At 68.4% G+C, this 20130-nt stretch carries 8 protein-coding genes; 7 read left to right on the top strand and 1 reads right to left on the bottom strand.

Going from position 1 to position 20130, the window contains the following annotated elements:
• Nucleotides 1–7: 7 nt before the first annotated feature.
• Both BST42_RS04450 and BST42_RS04445 read left to right on the top strand, forming a co-directional pair.
• Nucleotides 8–1366 (top strand): hypothetical protein, encoded by a 1359-nt coding sequence (locus BST42_RS04450; RefSeq protein WP_083117369.1) that lies wholly within the window; start codon nt 8–10, stop codon nt 1364–1366.
• A 61-nt stretch (nt 1367–1427) separates the two neighbouring features.
• Nucleotides 1428–2762: a salicylate synthase gene (locus tag BST42_RS04445; protein ID WP_083117368.1), complete on the top strand. Its 1335-nt coding sequence runs from the start codon at nt 1428–1430 to the stop codon at nt 2760–2762.
• Nucleotides 2763–2768: 6 nt separating this feature from the next.
• On the opposite strand, the gene BST42_RS04440 is transcribed toward BST42_RS04445, so the two are convergent.
• Entirely contained in the window at nt 2769–4364 is a 1596-nt protein-coding gene (locus tag BST42_RS04440; protein WP_110918469.1) for a (2,3-dihydroxybenzoyl)adenylate synthase, read from the bottom strand.
• A 111-nt stretch (nt 4365–4475) separates the two neighbouring features.
• On the opposite strand from BST42_RS04440, the gene BST42_RS04435 reads away from it, so the two are divergent.
• Genes BST42_RS04435 through BST42_RS04415 form a run of 5 tightly spaced genes read left to right on the top strand, consistent with a single transcriptional unit; the run spans nt 4476 to nt 20078 of the window.
• Nucleotides 4476–7889 (top strand): non-ribosomal peptide synthetase, encoded by a 3414-nt coding sequence (locus BST42_RS04435; RefSeq protein WP_083117366.1) that lies wholly within the window; start codon nt 4476–4478, stop codon nt 7887–7889.
• The gene (locus BST42_RS04430; RefSeq protein ID WP_083117365.1) at nt 7882–14322 is read left to right on the top strand and encodes a non-ribosomal peptide synthetase; all 6441 of its coding nucleotides are present in this window, start codon (nt 7882–7884) and stop codon (nt 14320–14322) included. Before BST42_RS04435 ends, BST42_RS04430 begins: the two co-directional genes overlap by 8 nt.
• Nucleotides 14319–18599: a non-ribosomal peptide synthetase gene (locus BST42_RS04425; RefSeq protein ID WP_083117860.1), complete on the top strand. Its 4281-nt coding sequence runs from the start codon at nt 14319–14321 to the stop codon at nt 18597–18599. Before BST42_RS04430 ends, BST42_RS04425 begins: the two co-directional genes overlap by 4 nt.
• A complete protein-coding gene (gene mbtG, locus BST42_RS04420) occupies nt 18596–19885 on the top strand; it encodes an NADPH-dependent L-lysine N(6)-monooxygenase MbtG (RefSeq protein WP_110918468.1) in 1290 nt (429 codons plus the stop codon). The genes BST42_RS04425 and mbtG overlap by 4 nt, the downstream gene beginning before the upstream one ends.
• Nucleotides 19866–20078: an MbtH family protein gene (locus BST42_RS04415; RefSeq protein WP_083117364.1), complete on the top strand. Its 213-nt coding sequence runs from the start codon at nt 19866–19868 to the stop codon at nt 20076–20078. The genes mbtG and BST42_RS04415 overlap by 20 nt, the downstream gene beginning before the upstream one ends.
• Nucleotides 20079–20130: the final 52 nt, after the last annotated feature.

Genomic DNA, 20130 nt, shown 5'->3' with positions numbered 1-20130 from the left:
AGATTTCGTGCACGCCGCTGTCAACTATTCGGGGGCTGATCTTGTTGCCAGCCCGGCAATCTCGGCGCGCCGCGCCAGCAGATTCACCATCGCCGGTGCGGCGATGATCACCGCGGGCGCTCTGGTCGCCGGTCCGGCCACCCAGTCACTGCCCGACGAAATCCAGCGACGGGCGATCCAGGCGGTCGAGCTGACCGGCCTCTCGGTCACCGCCTCACCGTTGACCATCTACCCGCAGATCGTGACCAACACGGTCACCAACATCGCGGCACTGACCCAGGCGATCGCGGCCGATCCGCTGCCCGTTCTGTCGCAGGTCGCCCGCAACCAGCTCGGCTACGCCACCGAGATCGGCACCGCCATCGGTGGCATTCCGGTCAACTGGGAGACCTACATGGCGGGTCGCGGCGGGACGTTCCTGGCGAACCTCAAGGTCGCCATCGAGCAGGGCAACAACGCTGAAATCGTGAACCAGTTGAGCAGTTTCGTACTGTACGGCGCGCTGGCGACAATCACGCCGATCTACAATGCTCTGCTGACCTACACCCCTCGCGGCAGCACGGTGCCGAATCCCGGTATTCCCCAACAGATCGCGCAGAACTTTGCGAATGCCGTCGGCGCGATCTTCAGCAGCACCACTCTGGTCAACGGCATCTTCCAGCCGGTCTATGGCGCGGCGCTGAGCGTGTTGGCCACCGCGGGAGACATCGTCGGTGGTCTGGTCCAGTCCGTCTCTGCCGGCGACGCGGTGGGGGCGATCAACACCGTGGTCAACACCCCGGGCCTGTTCGTCAACGCCGTGCTCAACGGCTGGAACAACCCGAAGTCCGCCGCGCCGTTCCCGGCTCTGCTGACCTTCATCCCGGTGGCACCCCCGACCGACCCGGCCAACGGTGTGACCGTGACCGGTCCGTCGATCGGCCTGCTGGGCCGGCTGCTGGTCTCCATCCCGCAGGCGATCGCCAAGGCCATCACCCCGGTCACCCCGACCACGGCCAGCAGCACCCCGGCGGCGACGGCGGTGGCCGCGGCAGCGGAACCGGCGCAGACGAAGGCAGTGACGGCCGGCACGGCTGAGGTCGCCGCGACCTCGACCGAGGGATCCACGGTGACCTCGGCGGCGAGCTCGACCGACACCACGACCACCGAGGCCGCGGAAACCGTTGCCAAGACCGAGGTTTCGGTACCGGCCGCGGCCGGCAAGACCGCGAAGAAGACGGCTACGTCGTCGACGAAGGCGAGCGGCGACACCGGCTCGGCGGGCAAGGCCACCGGCGGCAAGAAGTCGACCGCAGGCAGTGCCCGCAGTCCGCGCGGCAAGGCCTCGTCCTCGAGCTCGTCGTCGAGTTCGTCGGACGCCAAGTAACACCTATGAAGGGCCGGGCCCCCACATCGGGGGCCCGGCTTTTCCAGTGAGGACTGTCGACATGACCGACGTGACCGCAGCACCGATCGAGGCGGCCTGCCGCACCGCGACTCCGAAGGGCATGACACCGGCCGACGTGGTCGCCCAGCTGGCAGCCGCCGTTCCCGAACGGACCGGGGACGACTACCTCATCTACGAGCAGCACGGCCGCTGGACACTGGCGATCGGCACGCGCACATCCGTCGAGCTCGATCGCGACGAATGCCGCATCCGCGATGGACAGACTGTGCTCGCCCACCCATGGAGCGGACGTCCGGCACAGGTACTTGCGGCCGCGCTCGAGTCCACGTCGGTCGATGGTGAGCCCGCATTCGGCTGGATCGCTTTCGAATTCGGCGCGCACCGTCACGGTTTGTTCGACAAGCTTCCGTTGGATGCACCGCTGGCCCGCATCTTCACCCCGCGCAGCCGGGTCATCGTCTCGGATGACGGAATCCAGACGGTCAACGGCGACGAGGAGCTCGATGCGGCGATCTGTGCGTTGCAGCCGGACCGCCGCGACGCGCGGGTGGGCGCGGTGGATGTGACCGCCGACCCCACGAGGTATCGGGATCGTGTCGCGACTGCGGTCGCCGAGATCCGGGGCGGGCGCTACCAGAAGGTCATCCTGTCCCGAGCCATCGACGTGCCGTTCCCCGTTGACTTCCCGGCGACCTACCGCCTGGGACGCAGACACAACACCCCGGCCCGATCATTTCTGCTGCGGCATGGCGGGATTCGCGCTCTGGGGTTCAGTCCCGAACTGGTGGCAGCGGTGCGCAGTGACGGCGCCGTGGTGACCGAACCCCTGGCCGGCACGAGGGCGTTCGGGCGCGGACCCAACGACGACCGGGCGGCCCGGGATGATCTGGAATCCGACGCCAAGGAGATCGTCGAGCACGCGCTGTCGGTGCGAACCTCTCAGGACGAGATCGCCGAGGTCGCCGAGCCCGGCAGTGTCGCGGTCACCGACTTCATGACAGTGCGGGAGCGGGGCAGTGTTCAGCACCTGGGCTCGACCGTCGGTGGCACATTGCTTCCCACCCGCAATCGGATGGACGCGCTGGAGGCGCTCTTTCCCGCCGTGACAGCATCGGGAATCCCGAAAGGGCCCGGGGTCGAGGCCATTCTGCGCCTCGACGAGATGCCGCGCGGGCTGTATTCCGGTGCGGTCGCGATGTTCACCCCCGACGGCGGGATGGACGCCGCGCTGGCGCTGCGTGCGGTGTACGAAGCCGAGTCCCGGACCTGGCTGCGCGCCGGTGCGGGCATCATCGCCGCCTCGACGCCCGAGCGGGAGTTCGAGGAGACCTGCGAGAAGATGGCCTGTCTGGCGCCCTACCTCGTCGTGCAGTGAGCCGGCTCAGCCGGTCAACTGCGCGACGATGGAACGCTTGTCGACTTTGCCCACCGCTGTCGTCGGCAACGTGGACATCGGAGCGATCATGTCCGGGCGGCAGTGCACAGCGACGCCGCGGGCGTCGAGATGCTCGTTGAGCTCGGGTAGCGCAACCGGGCTGCCGCGGAAAACAACTGCCGCACAGATTTTCTCGCCCAGGTAAGGATCGGGCAGGCCGACCGCGGCGGCGGCCGCGATACGCGGATGGGTCAGCAGATGGCTTTCGAGATCCAGTGCGGCCACGGTCTCGCCGCCACGAACAATGACGTCCTTGACTCTGCCGGTCACCTCCAGATACCCGTTGGCGAACCGGCGGACCTTGTCGCCACTGCGGTAGAAGCCGTTCGGGGTGAACGAACGGTGGTTCTCGGCCTCCGCCCGGAAGTACCCGTTGATGGTGTACGGCCCGCGCACCAAAAGCTCTCCCGGCTCACCGTCGGGGACCGGGGCACCGGCATCGTCGACGATGTGCACCTCGTCGTCGTCGGCCAGCGGTCTGCCCTGGGTATGGTCGACGATCTCCGGGGGATCCCCAATCCTGGTGTAGCACAACAGCCCTTCGGCCATCCCGAACACCTGCTGCAGGCCAGGGGTGAGCACGGACCTGATATGGCCGGCATCGTCCGCGGCCAGCTTGGCGCCGCCGACCTGGAGCAGCCGCAGCGTGGTGGGGGGCTGCTCCTCCCATTCGCAGGCTTGCGCCCACAACCGGGCCAGCGCGGGGACCAGTGCAGTGGCCGTGACACCGTGGCGGGCGATGGTGGCGAACGCCGCTTCCGGGCTGGGGTCTCGGCCGAATACCACGGTGGCACCCACGCTCATCGCGCCGAGCAGGCCGGGGCACGCCAGTGGAAAGTTGTGGCCGGCGGGCAGCGCGACCAGGTAGACGTCGTCGTTCGTCAGCCGGCACAGCGCGGCACTGGCCGTGGCGTTGTAGACGTAATCGTCGTGCGTACGGGGGATCAGTTTCGGGGCGCCTGTCGTGCCACCGGACACCAGCAGCAGGGCTGGACTGCTGGGGTCGGGCTGCAGCCGCGGCGCCCTTTCGTTGCCCTCGCACAGCTGGGACCACGTGATGTGCGGACCCGCGGCACCGTCGATGATGATGTGCCGCAATTGGTTGGGGCGCTGCGCAAGCCGCTCGGCCATCGCCCGATAGTCGAACGCGGGGTCGCTGCCCACGATGATTCCGACCGCGCCACTGACGTCGAGGAAGTGCGCCAGCTCCGCGTCTCGATGGCCGGGCAGGCAGAGCACGGGCAGCGCGCCGGCGCGCAGCAGACCGAACAGCGCGATCGCGAACTGGCAGCTGTTGGGCAACTGAACCAACACGCTGTGCCCCGGCCCGATGCCCAGCGCGGACAGCCCGGCAGCGGCGGCGTCGGCTCGGCGGTCCAGCTCGGCGTAGGTGAAGTGAGTCGAGTCGTCGACGATCGCCTGCCGGTCGGGCCAGTGCGTCGCCGCCGTCCGCAAGATCTCGTCGAGGGGCCGGCCGCCCCAGTATCCCGAGTCGCGATAGCGGTTGGCGCGGTCCGGGGGGAAGGGGGTGAATCCGCTCATTGCGCTCCCTGACGTAGGCATCTCTGCCGAGCAAGCATAGGGTAGCCTTCCCAAAGTTAGGTGAGGCTGTTCTGAGGTAGGGAGGCGACAGTGACCGCGTCTGAAGCGGCCATGATCACCGACCGGATCGCCGAGGTACTCGGCGTCGACCACACCGACATCGACCCGGACGGCGACCTGATCGCGCAGGGTCTGGACTCGATACGCATGATGTCGCTGGCCGGACGCTGGCGCCGCGCGGGATTCGACGTCGACTTCGCCCGGCTGGCCGCCGCCCCGTCGGTCCGTGCCTGGACCGAGCTGCTGACCACAACCCGGCCGGCGAATCCTGTTCCTGCACAATCACAACCGGCCGACGGTGAGCCGTTCCCGATGGCGCCGATGCAGCACGCGATGTGGGTCGGCAGGCACGCCGATCAACAACTCGGCGGCGTGGCCGGCCACCTCTACGTGGAGTTCGACGGTGACGCGCTGGACCCCGAGCGGATCCGTCGGGCGGCCACCCAGCTGGCGGCCCGCCATCCCATGCTGCGCGTGCAGTTCTTGCCCGACGGCACCCAGCGCATCGGCGTCCCACCGGCAGGCTTCCCGGTCGACGTCGTCGACCTGCGTGAGTCCGACGACGTCGAGCGGCGGCTGGCCGCGATCCGGTCGGAGAAGTCGCGGCAACAGCTCGATGGCCAGGTCTTCGAACTCACGCTGACCCTTCTGCCCGGCGGGCGCAGCAGGCTGCATGTCGACCTGGACATGCAAGCGGCGGATGCGATGAGCTACCGAGCGCTGATGACCGATCTGGCCGTGCTGTATCGCGGGGACACGCTCACCGACATCGGCTACACGTATCAGCAATACCGTCAACAACTTTCGCTACCGGATCGGTACGACGCCGACCGTCAGTGGTGGTCGGACCGGGTGCCGGAGCTGCCCGATGCCCCTGCGCTACCGGTGGTACCCGCCGCTGAGCAGACGGACCCGCACCGTCCCGGCCGCCGCTGGCATTGGCTGGACCCCCACACCCGCGACGGGCTTTTCGACCGCGCCCGCCGACATGGCGTGACACCGGCGATGACGCTGGCGGCCTCGTTCGCCGACACGGTGGGCGGCTGGTCGACGGACTCGCGCTTTTTGCTCAACGTCCCGCTGTTCGGCCGCGAACCGCTGCACCCTGACATCGACGATGTGGTCGGCGACTTCACCTCGTCGTTGCTGCTCGATGTCGACCTCGCGACCGCCGACACCCCGAGCCGGCGGGCAAAGGCACTGCAGCACACGATGCACGAAGCGGCGGCGCACGCGTCGTATCCAGGATTGTCGGTGTTGCGGGACATCAGCCGTCATCGCGGAACGCAGGCGCTCGCGCCGGTCGTGTTCACCAGCGCCCTCGGCCTCGGCGAGCTGTTCTCTGCCGATGTGACAACGCAATTCGGCACCCCGGACTGGATCATCTCCCAGGGGCCGCAGGTCCTGCTCGACGCCCAGGTGACCGAATTCGCCGGCGGCATCCTGCTCAACTGGGATGTCCGGGAGAGTGCGTTCCGGCCCGGCGTCATCGACGCGATGTTCGCCCACCACATCGACGAAGTGCAGCGCCTGGCGCGCGAGGACGACGCCTGGGACAGCGGGCGCGGCGAGCTCCTCCCCCCGTCGCAGCGCGCCGCGCGGGAAGCGGTGAACACCAGCGCCGCATCGAGCGGAAAGATGTTGCACGACGGCTTCTTCGACCTCGCATCGCGTCAACCCGATGCGCCTGCGGTGTTCAGCAGCATGGGCGACCTGACGTATGAGGACCTGCGCCGACAGGCGCTGGCAGTGGCCGGTGCGCTGCGGGCCGCGGGACTTCCGGACGGCGGCACCGTCGCGGTGCTGGGGCCCAAAACGGCCGAACAGATCCCGGCGCTGCTGGGTATCCACGCGGCGGGCGGGGTGTACCTACCGATCGGCATCGACCAGCCTGCCGAACGGGCCCGGCGCATCCTCACGAGCGGGGCGGTCGACATGGCGCTGGCCTGCGGCGGCGCGCTGCCGGACGTGCCGGTTCCGTGCCTGACGGTGGCCGAGGCGGTGACGCGCGGTGGCGGCTGCGAATCACCGCCTTTCACAGGGGATCCCGACCGTCTGGCCTATGTACTGTTCACCTCGGGTTCGACCGGCGAGCCCAAGGGGGTCGAGGTGTCCCACGACGCCGCGATGAACACCGTGGAGTTCATCGCCGGCCATTTCGGGCTCGGGCCGCAGGACCGGTGCCTGGCGCTGTCCACACTCGAGTGCGACATCTCGGTGCTGGATGTGTTCGCCACTCTGGGCACCGGCGGCGCGATCGTCGTGGTCGACGAGGAACACCGCCGCGACCCCGACCACTGGGTGCGGCTCATCCAACGGCACGGGGTCACGGTCCTGCACTTCCTACCGGGCTGGCTGGCGATGCTGCTCGACGTCGCCGGCCCGCTGCCGACGGTACGGGTGGTACCGACCGGGGGTGACTGGGTCACCCCGGCGATGGCGCGCCGGTTGCGCGACCGGGCTCCCGACGTACGGTTCGCCGGACTGGGCGGGGCCACCGAGACCGCGATCCACAACACCATCTGCGAGGTGGCCGCCGTCCCCGAACACTGGACCGCGATACCGTTCGGGAAGCCGTTGCCGAACAACCGATGCCGCGTCGTCGGTGCCGGCGGTGCGGACTGCCCGGACTGGGTGGTCGGGGAGCTGTGGATCGGGGGGCGGGGACTTGCCCGGGGGTATCGCGGCCGGCCGGAGCTGACCGCGGAGCGATTCGTCGAACACGACGGGGTGCGCTGGTATCGCACGGGTGATCTGGCCCGGTTCTGGCCGGACGGGACCTGCGAATTCGTCGGGCGCGCCGATCACCGGGTGAAGCTCAGTGGCTACCGCGTCGAGCTCGGTGAGGTGGAAGCGGCGCTGCATCGGGTGCCCGGCGTGCTGGGTGCGGTTGCGGTGACCGTCCCCGGGCGCACCGAGTCCGCGGACCGGCTGGCGGCCGCCGTGCAGCTGGCGGCCGGGACGAGCCTGGACTCTCTTCACATGTGGATCGCCAAAGACCTTCCCGCTCATATGGTTCCGCGGCACATCGAGGTGTTCGACCGGATCCCCTACTCCGTCGGGGGAAAGGTCGATCGCCACACCGTCGCCCGACGGCTCACCGAACGAGCGGATGCCGGAACCGGACATCGTCGTCCGACGGGTCCGGTCCAGTGGGCGCTGGCGGCGATCGTCGCCGACGTCCTCGGCATGGCCGCGGTGGGCGCCGACGACGACTTCTTCGCCCTCGGCGGCGATTCCGTGCTGGCCACCACGCTCGTGGCACGGATTCGGCAACGATTGGACGCCACGGATGTCAGCGTCGCGGACATCTTCGCCACCCGCACCGTAGAAGCCTTGGCCCGGCGGCTCGGCGAGCTGGAGCCTGCCGACCGGCTCGACGCCATCGCCGAGCTGTACCTCGAAGTGGCCCTCATGGACACCGCCGAGGTCGCCTTGGCGCTCACCCGGAGATCTGATGACTGACACCCTCACCGACCCGTTCGACCAACAACGGCTGGAGTTGTTGCGCCAGAAGCTGTCCGAACGAGGATTGCTGACCGAACCGTCCACGTCGGCGGATCCTGCCGCGATGACCGACGGTCAGCGCCGGATGTGGTTCGTGCACTCCATCGACAGCACTGGCGCGCTGCTGAACGTCTGTGTGTCGTACCAGCTGAGCGGTGAACTCGACTCGACCCGACTGCGTGCGGCCGTCAATGCCGTCGCCGCACGCCATCCGATCCTGCGCACGACCTACCAGACGGATGCCGACGGTGAACCGCGCCCGACCGTCCACGCTGAACTCGCCCCCGGCTGGGCCGAGCACGACCTCCGTGAGCTCGGCGCGCAAGCCCGCGGACTGCGCCTGGAAGTTCTCGCGCAGCGTACGTTCACAGCGCCCTTCGACCTCGCTACTGAGTCGCCACTGCGGATCACAGTGGCCCGCACTGGTTCCGATGAGCACGTACTGCTGCTGACGGCACACCACATCGCCTGGGACGACGCCTCGTGGCGGGTGTTTTTCGCCGACCTCAGCACCGCCTACCGCGGCGGCGACCTCCCGCCGGCACCCCCGCCCGGAGCACCCGCATCCGGCAGCGACGACGCCGACGTGGAATATTGGCGCGCACTTCTCACCGACCCACCCGAGCCGCTGGAACTGCCCGGCCCCCGGGGATCCGCGGTTCCCACCGAATGGCGGGCCGACCGGCGCGCCACTCGATTGGACTCCCGCACCGTGGACGCGGTGATCACGCTGGCGCACGACAACGGCGCGACGCCCTACATGGTTCTGCTGGCGGCGTTCTCGGCGTTGATGCAGCGCTATACACACGCCGACGACTTCCTGGTCGCCACACCGGTTCTCAACCGCAGTTCCGATGACGTCATCGGCTACTACGGCAATACCGTGGCGCTGCGCATGCTGCCGAACCGCTGGAGCACCTTCGGTGATCTGGTCGGCGCCGCGCGTGATGCCGCGGTGGGCGCCTTCGCGCATCAGCGGGTCAACCTCGACCGGGTGGTCCGCGAGCTGAACCCGGACCGCCGCTACGGTGTCGAACGGATGGCGCGGGTGAGCTTCGGTGTGCGTCATCCGGACGGGGACGGCTTTCAACCGGGCGGCATAACGTGCCGGCGTGCCGAATTCCGGGGTCAGTTCGCCCAACTCCCGCTGGGAATCATGGTCGAGTTCGCCGGCGGTGAAGCAGAAGTGGAGGTCGAATACCTCACCGAGGTCATCGACGCGGACTTGGCCGAACAGATGCTGCGGAGTTTCGTCGTTCTGCTCGAGGACGCGCTGTCCCATCCGGATCGGGTGCTGGCCGATCTGGCCGTAATCGACGAGGCGGACACCACGCGGTTGTTCGAGATGTCCCGGGGTGAGGACTACGCCTGCCCACCGATGACACTCGGTGACCTGGTGGCCGAGCAGGCTGTCCGCCGGCCGGATGCGACCGCCGTCGTCTACGAGGGCCGCCACTACACCTATCGTGAGCTCAACGCGGCGGCCAACCGGCACGCGCACTGGCTTGCCTGCCAGGGCATCGGCGCCGAAGATCGTGTCGCGGTGCTGCTGGACAAGTCACCGGAGCTGGTCGTCACCGCGCTGGGTATCGCCAAGGCGGGCGCGGTCTATCTGCCGGTCGATCCCGAGTATCCCGCCGACCGCATCACCTACATCCTCGGCGACGCCGATCCCAAAATGGTGATCCGCCAGCCCATCATCGGAATCGAGGACTTCCCCGATCACGATCCCGGTCCGTCGGATCTGGTGCGCCCGTTCGGTCCGGCCAACACCGCCTACCTGATCTACACCTCGGGGTCGACCGGTCTGCCCAAAGGGGTGCCGGTACCGCATCGTCCCGTCGCCGACTACTTCCGGTGGTTCGCCGACGAGTACCAGATCGGTCCCGACGACCGTCTCCTGCAGGTGGCCTCACCGAGCTTCGACGTGTCGATCGGTGAGATCTTCGGGATGCTGGCCCACGGCGCCCGCCTGGTGATCCCGCGCAGCGACGGACTGCGGGACATCGGCTATCTCACCGATCTGCTGCAGCGCGAGGCCATCACGTCGATGCACTTTGTGCCGTCGCTGCTCGGGCTGTTCCTGTCGTTGCCCGGCGTCGAGCAGTGGCGCAGCCTGCGGCGGGTGCCGATCGGCGGCGAAGCGCTGCCCGGTGAATTGGCTGACAAGTTCCACGCGACCTTCGACGCGCTGCTGCACAACTTCTACGGGCCGACCGAGACGGTCATCAACGCCTCCCGCTACAAGGTCGAGGGCAGGCAGGGCGCCCGGGTGGTCCCGATCGGCACACCCAAGATCAACACCGCGATCCACCTGTTGGATGACGCGTTGCGGCCGGTGCCGACCGATGTGATCGGCGAGATCTACATCGGTGGGACGCAACTGGCGCACGGCTACCACAACAGGCCTGCGCTGACCGCGGAGCGTTTCGTCGCCGACCCCTTCACTCCCGGCGGTCGGCTCTACCGTTCGGGCGACCTGGCCCGGCGAAACCGCGACGGCGACCTCGAGTTCGTCGGCCGCGCCGACGAACAGGTCAAGATCCGCGGCTTCCGCATCGAACTCGGCGAGGTAGCCGCGGCCGTCACCGTGGATCCGAGTGTCGGGACTGCGGTCGTGGTCGCCGCCGACCTGCCCCAGCTCGGTAAGAGTCTGGTTGCCTACGTGGCGCCGGCGGCCGGCGATGTCGTGGACGTCGAGCGGATCAGAGTCCGGGTCGCCGCCGCGTTGCCGGACTATATGATCCCGGCGGCCTACGTCGTCGTCGACGAGATCCCGGTCACCGCCAACGGAAAACTGGATCGGGCAGCCCTTCCGGCGCCCGAGATCGGGCCGGTGGTCGACTACCGCGCACCGGTCACCGAGACCGAGCGCACCGTCGCCGCTCTGTTCGCCCGGTTACTCGGTGCCGGCGAGGTGGGTTGTGACGACTCGTTCTTCGCACTCGGCGGGCACTCACTGCTCGCGACCAAACTGGTCGCCGGGATCCGTGAAGCCTGCGGCGTCGAGGTTAGCGTCCGCGACATCTTCGAAACCGGCAGCGTCGGTGAGCTCGCCGCGGTGATCGACGGGCGCCGCGACCGTCAGGCACCGTCCACCCGGCCGCCGCTGGTCGCCGCCGGGGGCGACCCGGAGAGCGCACCGCTGTCAGCCGCCCAGCTGCGAAGCTGGTTCCAGTACCGTGTCGACGGACCCAGCCCGGTGAACAACATCCCGTTCGCTGCGCGTCTGACCGGCCCCTGTGATCCCGACGCACTGGCTGCCGCCGTCGGAGACGTGATCGGCAGGCACGAGATCCTGCGCACCGTCTACCGTGAGATCGACGGGGTCCCCCATCAGGTTGTCAACGCCGGCGACAGCGCTGCGGTCCGGCGGCTCGACGGGCCCGACAATGAGTGGCTGACAACGCAACTGGATGCCGAGCGGGCACATCGGTTCGAACTCGAAACCCAACTGCCGATCCGCGTGGCCGTACTTCGCACCCCCGGCGAATGTGTCCTGTCGATGGTCGTGCATCACATCGCCGCCGACCATTGGTCGGCCGGGGTGCTGTTCACCGACGTTCTCACCGCGTACCGGGCGCGACGGGAGGGCGGCGAGCCGTCCTGGCAGCCGCTGCCGATCCAGTACCGCGACTACGCCGCGTGGCAGATCCAGTTGCTCTCCGACACCGGGCTGATGGATGCCCAACGGCAGTTCTGGGTGCGACAGCTCGACTCACTTCCCGAGGACACCGGCCTGCGCCCGGACCTGCCCCGGCCGCCGATGGCCGGTGGCGCCGGTGCGGCCATCCCGCTGCACTTCGACGCCGCCGTGCGAGAACGGCTCACCGCGCTGAGCCGCGAGCTCGGGATCACCGAGTTCATGCTGCTGCAAGCCGCCGTCGCCGTCGTCCTGAGCAAAGCCGGTGGTGGTCACGACATCCCGCTGGGCACACCGGTTGCGGGCCGCACCGACACCGAACTGGACCGGCTGGTCGGCTTTTTCGTCAACATCCTGGTGCTGCGCAACGATCTGTCGGGTAATCCAACGCTGCGTGAGGTCCTGCTGCGCTCGCGGGAGATGGCGCTGGCGGCCTACGCCAACCAAGATCTCCCGTTCGACCGCGTGGTCGATGCGGTCAACCCGGTGCGCTCGCTATCCCGCAACCCGCTCTTCCAGGTGGTCGTCCACGTTCGAGAGGAGCTCCCGGAAAACCAGCTGATCGAAGCCGGCCCGGACGGCGACACCCGATTCACCGCCCTGGAACCGACTTTCGACGTGGCCCACGCCGACCTGAGCGTGAACTTCTTCGTCGGTGACGACGGCTATCGCGGACACGTGATCTACCGCACCGAGCTGTACCACCCGTCGACGATGGAACGCTTCGCGGGTTGGCTCGGCCAGGTCATCGCAGCGTTCGCCGCCGATCCTGATGTCCGGCTGCGTGATGTCGACCTGCTCGGCGCCTCCGAGCGGCAGCAGGTGCTCGCGCAGAGCCGAGGAATCGAATCGCCGGTCGACCGGCCGCGCACCGTTCCGGGACTGCTCGAGGCCGGCCGGGCGTTGGGTCAGGACCGGGTCGCGCTGCGGTGTGCTGGCGATGAGCTCGATTACGCTGCGCTGCATCACCGTTCGGATCGCTTCGCCCAGCTTCTGGCGCGCCATGGCGTCGGCCCGGGATCCCTCGTCGGCATGTCGATGCGCCGCGGGATCGATCTGGTGGTCGCGCTCGTCGGCATCATGAAAGCTGGTGCTGGATTCTTCCCGCTGGACCCCACCTATCCCGTCGCGCGCAAGCAGTTCATGCTCGACGACGTCCAACCCGCCGTCGTCGTCGTCACCGCAGAGGCCGGCGCGTCGATGCCGCCCGCCGACGGGGTCACGGTGATCTCGATGGACGATCCGGCGGTCCGTGCCGAGCTGGTGTCCACTGATCCCGTCGCCGCCTTGGCCCAGCCGCACCCCGACGACCCGATGTACCTGATGTTCACGTCGGGCTCCACCGGGAAACCGAAGGGTGTCGTCGGCACCCATCGGGCGATGAGCACCAGATTGACCTGGCAGCTCAAGCACTATCCGGTTCCGGGACACGACATCCGGCTCGCGCAGGCGCCGATGACCTTTCTGGAGGGGTGCATCGAGACGCTGGCCGGGCTCGCGGCCGGCGCGACACTGATCATCGCCGACGACGCCGAGCACCGCGACGCCGAGGCCATCGCGGGGTTGATCGAGCGGCATTCCGTTGCTCAGGTCACCGGTGTCGCCAGCCTGGTGTCCGCGCTTGTCGACAGCGCACCGAACGCCGTGCGTGCGTTGCGCAGGCTGGTGACCTGTGGCGAGCCGGTGAACGTCTCGCTGCTGGAACGTCTGGCCTCCTGTGTGGGCGACGGGGCGACGCGAAACATCGAGCTGCTCAACGCGATCGGCGCCACCGAAACCTCGGGCGCGTTGATCCGCGGACCGCTGGATCTGCCCGTCCCCAAGATCGGCACGCCGATGGAGGGGTCACAGGTCTACCTGCTCGACGAGGCGCTGCAACCCGTGCCGGTCGGTGTCGTGGGCGAGCTCTATTACGCCGGCGAGCAGATCGCGCGTGGGTACTGGAAGCAGCCCGCGCTGACCGCGTCGAGGTTCGTCGCGAATCCCTATGCGGCCGAACCGGGGTCGCGGTTCTACCGCAGCGGCGATCGGGGACGGTGGACCGAGGACGGCCATCTCGAGTTTGTCGGCCGTACCGACCACCAGGTGAAGGTGCGGGGGTTCCGGGTAGAACTCGCCGAGGTCGAGGCCGCTCTGAAGGCAGCCGAGGGTGTCGCTGTCGCCGCCGCGCGAACCTGGGACGGATCCAGCGGCGCGTCGCTGGCCGGCTACGTCGTACCGCGCGAGCCGGTGGACGATCCCGCGGCGTTCGCCGCCTCGGTGCGTGCATCGGTGGCTGCGGCGTTGCCGGGCTACATGACACCGGCGACGATCTCGGTGCTCGACGTGATGCCCGCGACCGAATCCGGGAAGCTGAACCGGCCTGCGCTGCCACGCCCCGAGGTGCACACCACCGGTGCGAGTGAGCCGGCTCGAACCGACACCGAACGGGCTGTCGCCACAGCAATGGAGCAGCTGCTGGACGTGGTCGAGATGGGCAGAGACGACGACTTTTTCGCACTCGGCGGGGACAGCATCCTTTCGGTGCAGCTCGCTGCGCGGATCCGTGCGGCCGGCCTGGCGGTCGAACCCCGGACGATCTTCGCCCACCCCACCGTCGCGTCGCTGGCCGCCGCGATCGACGACGGGCACATCGACCCGGCTGGCGGCCGCGCCGACACCCGGCGCGAGGCGATGAGCGTGTCGGGACTGTCGGCAGGCGACCTGGCCGCCCTGAAGTCGTCGTGGTCGAAGGCCCGACCGTCGTGACCGACGCCGTGGACATTGATGACATCGAGGACGTCCTGGCCCTCTCGCCGCTGCAACTCGGGCTGTACTCGCATGCCACGCTGATCGGACCGGACGGCGACGACCCCTACGTCATCGCGATGACGGCCGACGTGACCGGTCCACTGGACATCGCGCTGCTCCGCGACTGCGCGGCAGCCATGCTGGTGCGCCACCCCAACCTGCGGGCCAGCTTCTGGCACCAGGATCTGCCGCAACCCGTCCAGGTCATCCCCGCCACAGTCGAACTGCCGTGGCAGCATCTTTCGGCCACCGATGATCGGCAGGCCGCCGATATCGAACAACGGGAACGCGACAGGCATTTCGCATTACTCGACGGTCCGCTGATCCGGTTCCTGCTCATCGAGCTGCCGGATCAGCGTTGGCGACTGGTGGTCACCGCACACCACATCGTGCTCGACGGGTGGTCACTGCCGGTGTTCATCGGGGAGATGCTCACCCTGTACCGAGTCGGCGGCACCCCCGAAGCGCTACCGGCGCCACGGTTGTACCGGGACTACATCGGCTGGCTCACCGAGCGTGACACGCGGGCCGGGGAACTCCTCTGGCGCAGGCATCTCGCCGACCTGCCAGGGCCGACACTGTTGTCGCCGGCCCTTGGTGGTGGCGGTTCGGGGCTGCCGAAGCGCACCGAGCTGTCGCTGCCCGCCGCCGATACCGAACGACTGGCCGCCGCGGCCCGGTCCCGGGGCGTCACCCTCAACACGGTGATGCAGATGGCCTGGGCGCTGATCCTGGCCCGGCTGACCGACCGCGACGACATCGTTTTCGGGGTCACCGTGTCCGGTCGCCCACCCGAGCTGGCCGGTGTGGAAACCATGGTGGGCCTGTTCATCAACACCCTCCCGTTGCGTGTCCGTCTCGACCCGAACAGGACTGTTGGACAGCACTGTTCGGCCCTGCAGCGCGACGCGGCCGAACTACGCGACCACAGCTATTTGAGCCACTCGCAGCTGCGCACACTGGCCGGCGTCGGAGAGATGTTCGACACCCTGCTGGTCTACGAAAGCTTTCCGCCCGGCGGCGTGGTCGGCGGTCAACAGTTCTCCGCAGGCGACGTCACCTTCCGGCCCGCAGCGATGGAGAGCCTCACCCACTTCCCGGTGACGGTCGCCGCCTACCGCAACACCGCCGAGCTGACGCTACTGGTCGAGGTCACCGACAAGGCGCTGGGGATGATGTCGCCGGAGACGCTCGGCCGTCGGGTGCTGCAGACGATGCGCCGCCTCATCGAGGAGTGGGACCGGCCGCTGGGCGGGATCGGAATCCTGCTCGAGGGTGAGGCACCACCGATCGAGGTGCCCGCGGGCGCCGTCGGGGCCGGGGTAGCCGAGCGGTTCGCCGAAACCGCGGTCGTTCATCGCGATTCCGTCGCTCTTCGATGGAATGGCGGCCAGCTGACGTATCACGAGCTCAACGAGCAATCGGCCAGGATCGCGGGGTTCCTGGCCGATCGTGGCGTGCGCGCGGAGACGCCGGTCGCGATCCGACTCCCGCGAGGTGCTGACTACGTGGTGGCGATGCTCGCCGTACTCAAGGCAGGCGGCGTGTGTGTGCCGCTCGACCCGGCGATGCCGGCGGGCCGGGTGGAGTCCATCCTCACCCAAACCGAGGCTGCCATCGTCATCGACGACGCCACGATGCCCGCCGCACGAACTGCGCCGCGCCTCTGCGTGCCAACCCATCCCGGCCAGGCCGCCTACACCGTGTTCACTTCCGGCACCACAGGAGAACCCAAGGGTGTCATCGGAACTCATGCGGCATTGCTTGCCTACATCGACGACCATGCCGAGCGGATGCTGATGCCGGCTGCCGAACGCCTCGGCAGGCCGCTACGCATTGGCCACGCGTGGTCGTTCGCATTCGACGCCGCGTGGCAACCGCTGGCAGGACTGCTGTTCGGCCACGCCGTGCACATCATCTCCGAAACTGACCGCAGGGATGCCGAGGTGCTCGTCGAGATCATCGAGCGAGACGGCATCGACATGCTCGACGTCACCCCGTCGCTCTTCACCAGCTTGCGTCAGGCCGGGCTGCTGAATTCGGGGCAGCTCTCGGTGCTCGCGCTCGGTGGTGAAGCGCTCGGAGCGGGGGACTGGACCGATATCCGGAAAGCCTGCGCGGGAACGCTATTGGCTGCCCACAATTGCTACGGCCCCACCGAGACGACCGTCGAGGCAGTGGTGGCCGCGATCGCCGAGCACGACACACCGGTGATCGGTTATCCGACACGATCGACGCGCGCCGCCGTCCTCGACTCGTGGCTGCAACCCGTTCCCGACGGTGTGGTGGGCGAACTGTATCTGGCCGGCGATCAGGTGACGAGGGGTTACCTCGGTCGCCCGGCCGAGACCGCGATGCGGTTCGTCGCTGCCCCAGGCGGCGCCCGGATGTACCGCACCGGCGATCTGGTACGCCGGGATCAGGACGGCGCGCTCGCCTTCGTCGGCCGAGCCGACGCGCAGATCCAGGTCCGCGGGCATCGCGTCGAGCTGGGCGAGATCGAGGCGGTACTGGAAGAGGTGCCCGGGGTGCGGCACGTACACGTCGCGGTTCAGGGGCAGACCTCAGGTCACCGCCTGGTCGCGTACATCGCCGGGGACGTGACGGTGTCCGAACTGCGCTCGCTGCTGCGGAACAGGTTGCCGCGCTACATGCTTCCGCACCGGCTGATCGTGGTCGACGCGATCCCACTGACCGCCAACGGCAAGGTCGACGAGGCCGCGCTGGCGGGCACGGTGTCGCCCGACGAGGTTCCGGAGCCGCCGAGCACGCCGACCGAGATCGTCCTTGGCCGTGCCGTCGCCGAGCTGCTGGGCCTTCCCGCCGTCGACCTCGACGCCGACTTGCTGGAGCTGGGGCTCGACAGCATCGCCGCGCTGTCCTTGGTCCAGCTCGCGCGCAGCAATGGGCTGTCACTGCGCGCTCGACTGGTCCTGGAATGCGGCACGCTCCGCGAACTCGCAGCGGCAGTCGATCGCGACACCGCCGACGAAATGGTTGCCGGGCCGGAGCCGCAGGGGCCGATCCCCGCACTGCCTGCCGTGCACTGGCTCTATGAGCACGGCGATCCGCGACGCCTGTCGCAGGTTGAGGCGATCCGATTGCCCGCCGATGCGTCCGCCGAACGGCTACGTCGTCTGCTGGACGGGATCGCCGCCGGGCACGAGATGTACCGCAGCCGCCTCGACCGCGCGACCATGACGTTCGTCCCGGCCGGTCGCGACACCATTCCGCTGGTCGAGGTGGTGGTCCCCGGCGAGCTCGGTGACGCCGTCGCCGAGCACGCAGCCGCCGCGATCGAACGGCTCGATCCCGAGGCCGGCCACCTGACCGAGGCGCTGTGGCTGCACGGCCCGGACGAGCCGGGTGTTCTCGTGCTGGTCGTTCACGTTCTGGCGATGGATCCCGCCTCCTGGCGCGTCGTGCTGGCTGAGTTGATGGCCAACTGGTCGGCAGCCGGCTCGGCCGAGTTCGGTTCCGTCAGCGGTGAACAGGTCAGCTATCGCCGGTGGGCCCACAGCCTCGCCGATCGTGCGTCCGCACTCGACACCGTCGACTTCTGGCTCGCGCAGATCGACGGCGAGGACCCGGCATTGGGGAACCGGCGAGTACGCCCCGAGTCGGATCGGTTCGCCGATCTCGCGATCACCGTCACGGTCACCGAAGCCGACGTCACCGGCGCACTGCTACGCGCACGCACGCCGGTCCAAGACCTCCTTGCCGATGCGTGTGCCCGGCTGATCACTCGCTGGCGCGAGCGGCGCGGCGGTGTCAGCCCGGTTCCGCTGTTGGCGTTGGAAACTCACGGCCGCGCGGGCGCGGACGACACCGTCGGCCTGCTGAGCGCCATCTATCCGTTGCGAATCAGGCCAGGACACCCGATGCCCGAAATCCCCGGTCGGTCGACCGATTACGCCGCGCTGCGCTACCTGAGGCCGGACACCGCGAAGCTGCTGCAAGGTTTCCCTGGTCCGCAGGTACTCCTGAACTACCTCGGCAGGCTCGACCTCGATGCCGGAGCACTGCTGGACCGCGGTCTGCTCGCCCGTCTGTCGATCATGACCGAACCGAACGTCGCGGTGCGGCATGAACTGACCCTCGTTGCCGCCGTCGCCGGCGGAAAGCTGGTCACCCAGTGGCGAACTCTGCCCGACATCTTCAGCGCGACCGATGTCGCTGCGCTGCAGCAGATGTGGGCCGACATCCTGCAAGAGTTGGCGGGGGTTACATCGTGATACGGCGGTTGGCTGTTCTCGGCGCCGGAGCCAAGGCGGTGGCGGTGGCCGCGAAAGCGGCGATGCTGCGCGAGATGGGCGTCGCCACACCGGAAATCGTGGCTGTCGAGCGCACGGCGGTCGCAGCGAACTGGCGCGCCGGCGGCGGGTGGACCGACGGCCAGCACCGGCTGGGCACCAGCCCGGAGAAGGACGTCGGGTTCCCATACCGGTCGATGATCCTGCCCGGCCGCAACGGCGAACTCGACCAGCGGATGATGCGGCTGAGCTGGCAGTCCTACCTGGTGGGCACCGGACGCTTCGCGGAGTGGGTCGACCGCGGCAAGCCCGCACCGACCCACGAGACCTGGGCGAACTACCTGCGCTGGGTGGCCGACACCGTCGGACTGAATGTCGTTGACGGCGAGGTCATCCGGATGTCGCTCGACGGCCGGTCGTGGGTGTTGCACACCGGTGGCGGCGCAATCGAGGCAGACGCGGTGATGATCACCGGCCCCGGCCAGCCCGGCCGCTCGGTGTTGCCCGGCCATCCGCAAGTCCTCTCGATCGCCCAGTTCTGGGAGCTGTCGGCGTCGAAAGAACGGATCGACGCCGAGCGGGTCGCGGTGATCGGCGGTGGTGAGACAGCTGCCTCGATGCTCAACGAGCTGTTCGGGCACCGGGTGTCGACGATCACGGTGATCTCGCCGCAGGCGACGCTGTTCACCCGGGGTGAGAGCTTCTTCGAGAACCGGATGTTCAGCGATCCGACGGAGTGGGTCGGACTGACCCCGGCCGAGCGGCGTGACGTGATGGCACGCACCGACCGAGGGGTGTTCTCCGCGCGCGTCCAGGATTCACTACTCGCCGACGACCGGATTCGGCATCTGCGCGGCCGGGTCGCGCACGGTATCGCCGCCGATGGCCGGATCCGCATCACGCTGCAGACCGACCGGCACGGTGAGCGGCTGGAAACGGTGCACGGATTCGACCTCGTCATCGACGGCTCGGGTGCGGACTCGCTGTGGTTTCTGCCGCTGCTGGCTCAAGACGCCCTGGATCTGCTCGAGATAAGGCTGAACGGGCCGCTGACCAGCGACCGGCTGCAGCAGGCGATCGGCGACGACTTGGCGCTGAGCGGAGTGTCGCCGAAATTGTTCTTACCCAACCTTTCCGGGCTCAATCAGGGTCCCGGATTTCCCAATCTGAGCTGCCTGGGGCTGCTGTCCGATCGCATCCTCGGCGCCCGCCCCGGCGCGCAGTTGACCCAAACGAACAGGAGGAACGTTGAGTACCAATCCATTTGACGATGAGGACGGCCGCTTCTATGTCCTGGTCAATGACGAGGAGCAGCACAGCCTGTGGCCGGCCTTCGCCGAGATCCCCAGCGGCTGGCAGGTCGCGTTCGGCGTGGCGAGCCGCGCGGACTGTGCGGAGTTCGTCGAGCAGAACTGGTCGGATATCCGGCCGAAGAGCCTGCGCGCAGCGACTCGACAGTGAAGTTATGCAATGCTAACTTCTCTCTACATTGGTTAGGCAAACCTAAGGAGGC

The organism is Mycolicibacterium rhodesiae, assembly GCF_002086695.1.
GTDB lineage: Bacteria > Actinomycetota > Actinomycetes > Mycobacteriales > Mycobacteriaceae > Mycobacterium > Mycobacterium rhodesiae.
The sequence above is the reverse complement of the archived record's forward strand: the minus strand, read 5'-3'. Positions and strand labels throughout refer to the sequence as shown.

Bases quoted from the DNA above. Each gene is read 5' to 3' on its own strand.
- BST42_RS04430 (WP_083117365.1), top strand. From the start codon at position 7,882: ATGACTGACACCCTCACCGACCCGTTCGACCAACAACGGCTGGAGTTG.
- BST42_RS04435 (WP_083117366.1), top strand. From the start codon at position 4,476: ATGATCACCGACCGGATCGCCGAGGTACTCGGCGTCGACCACACCGAC.
- BST42_RS04440 (WP_110918469.1), bottom strand. From the start codon at position 4,364: ATGAGCGGATTCACCCCCTTCCCCCCGGACCGCGCCAACCGCTATCGC.
- BST42_RS04445 (WP_083117368.1), top strand. From the start codon at position 1,428: ATGACCGACGTGACCGCAGCACCGATCGAGGCGGCCTGCCGCACCGCG.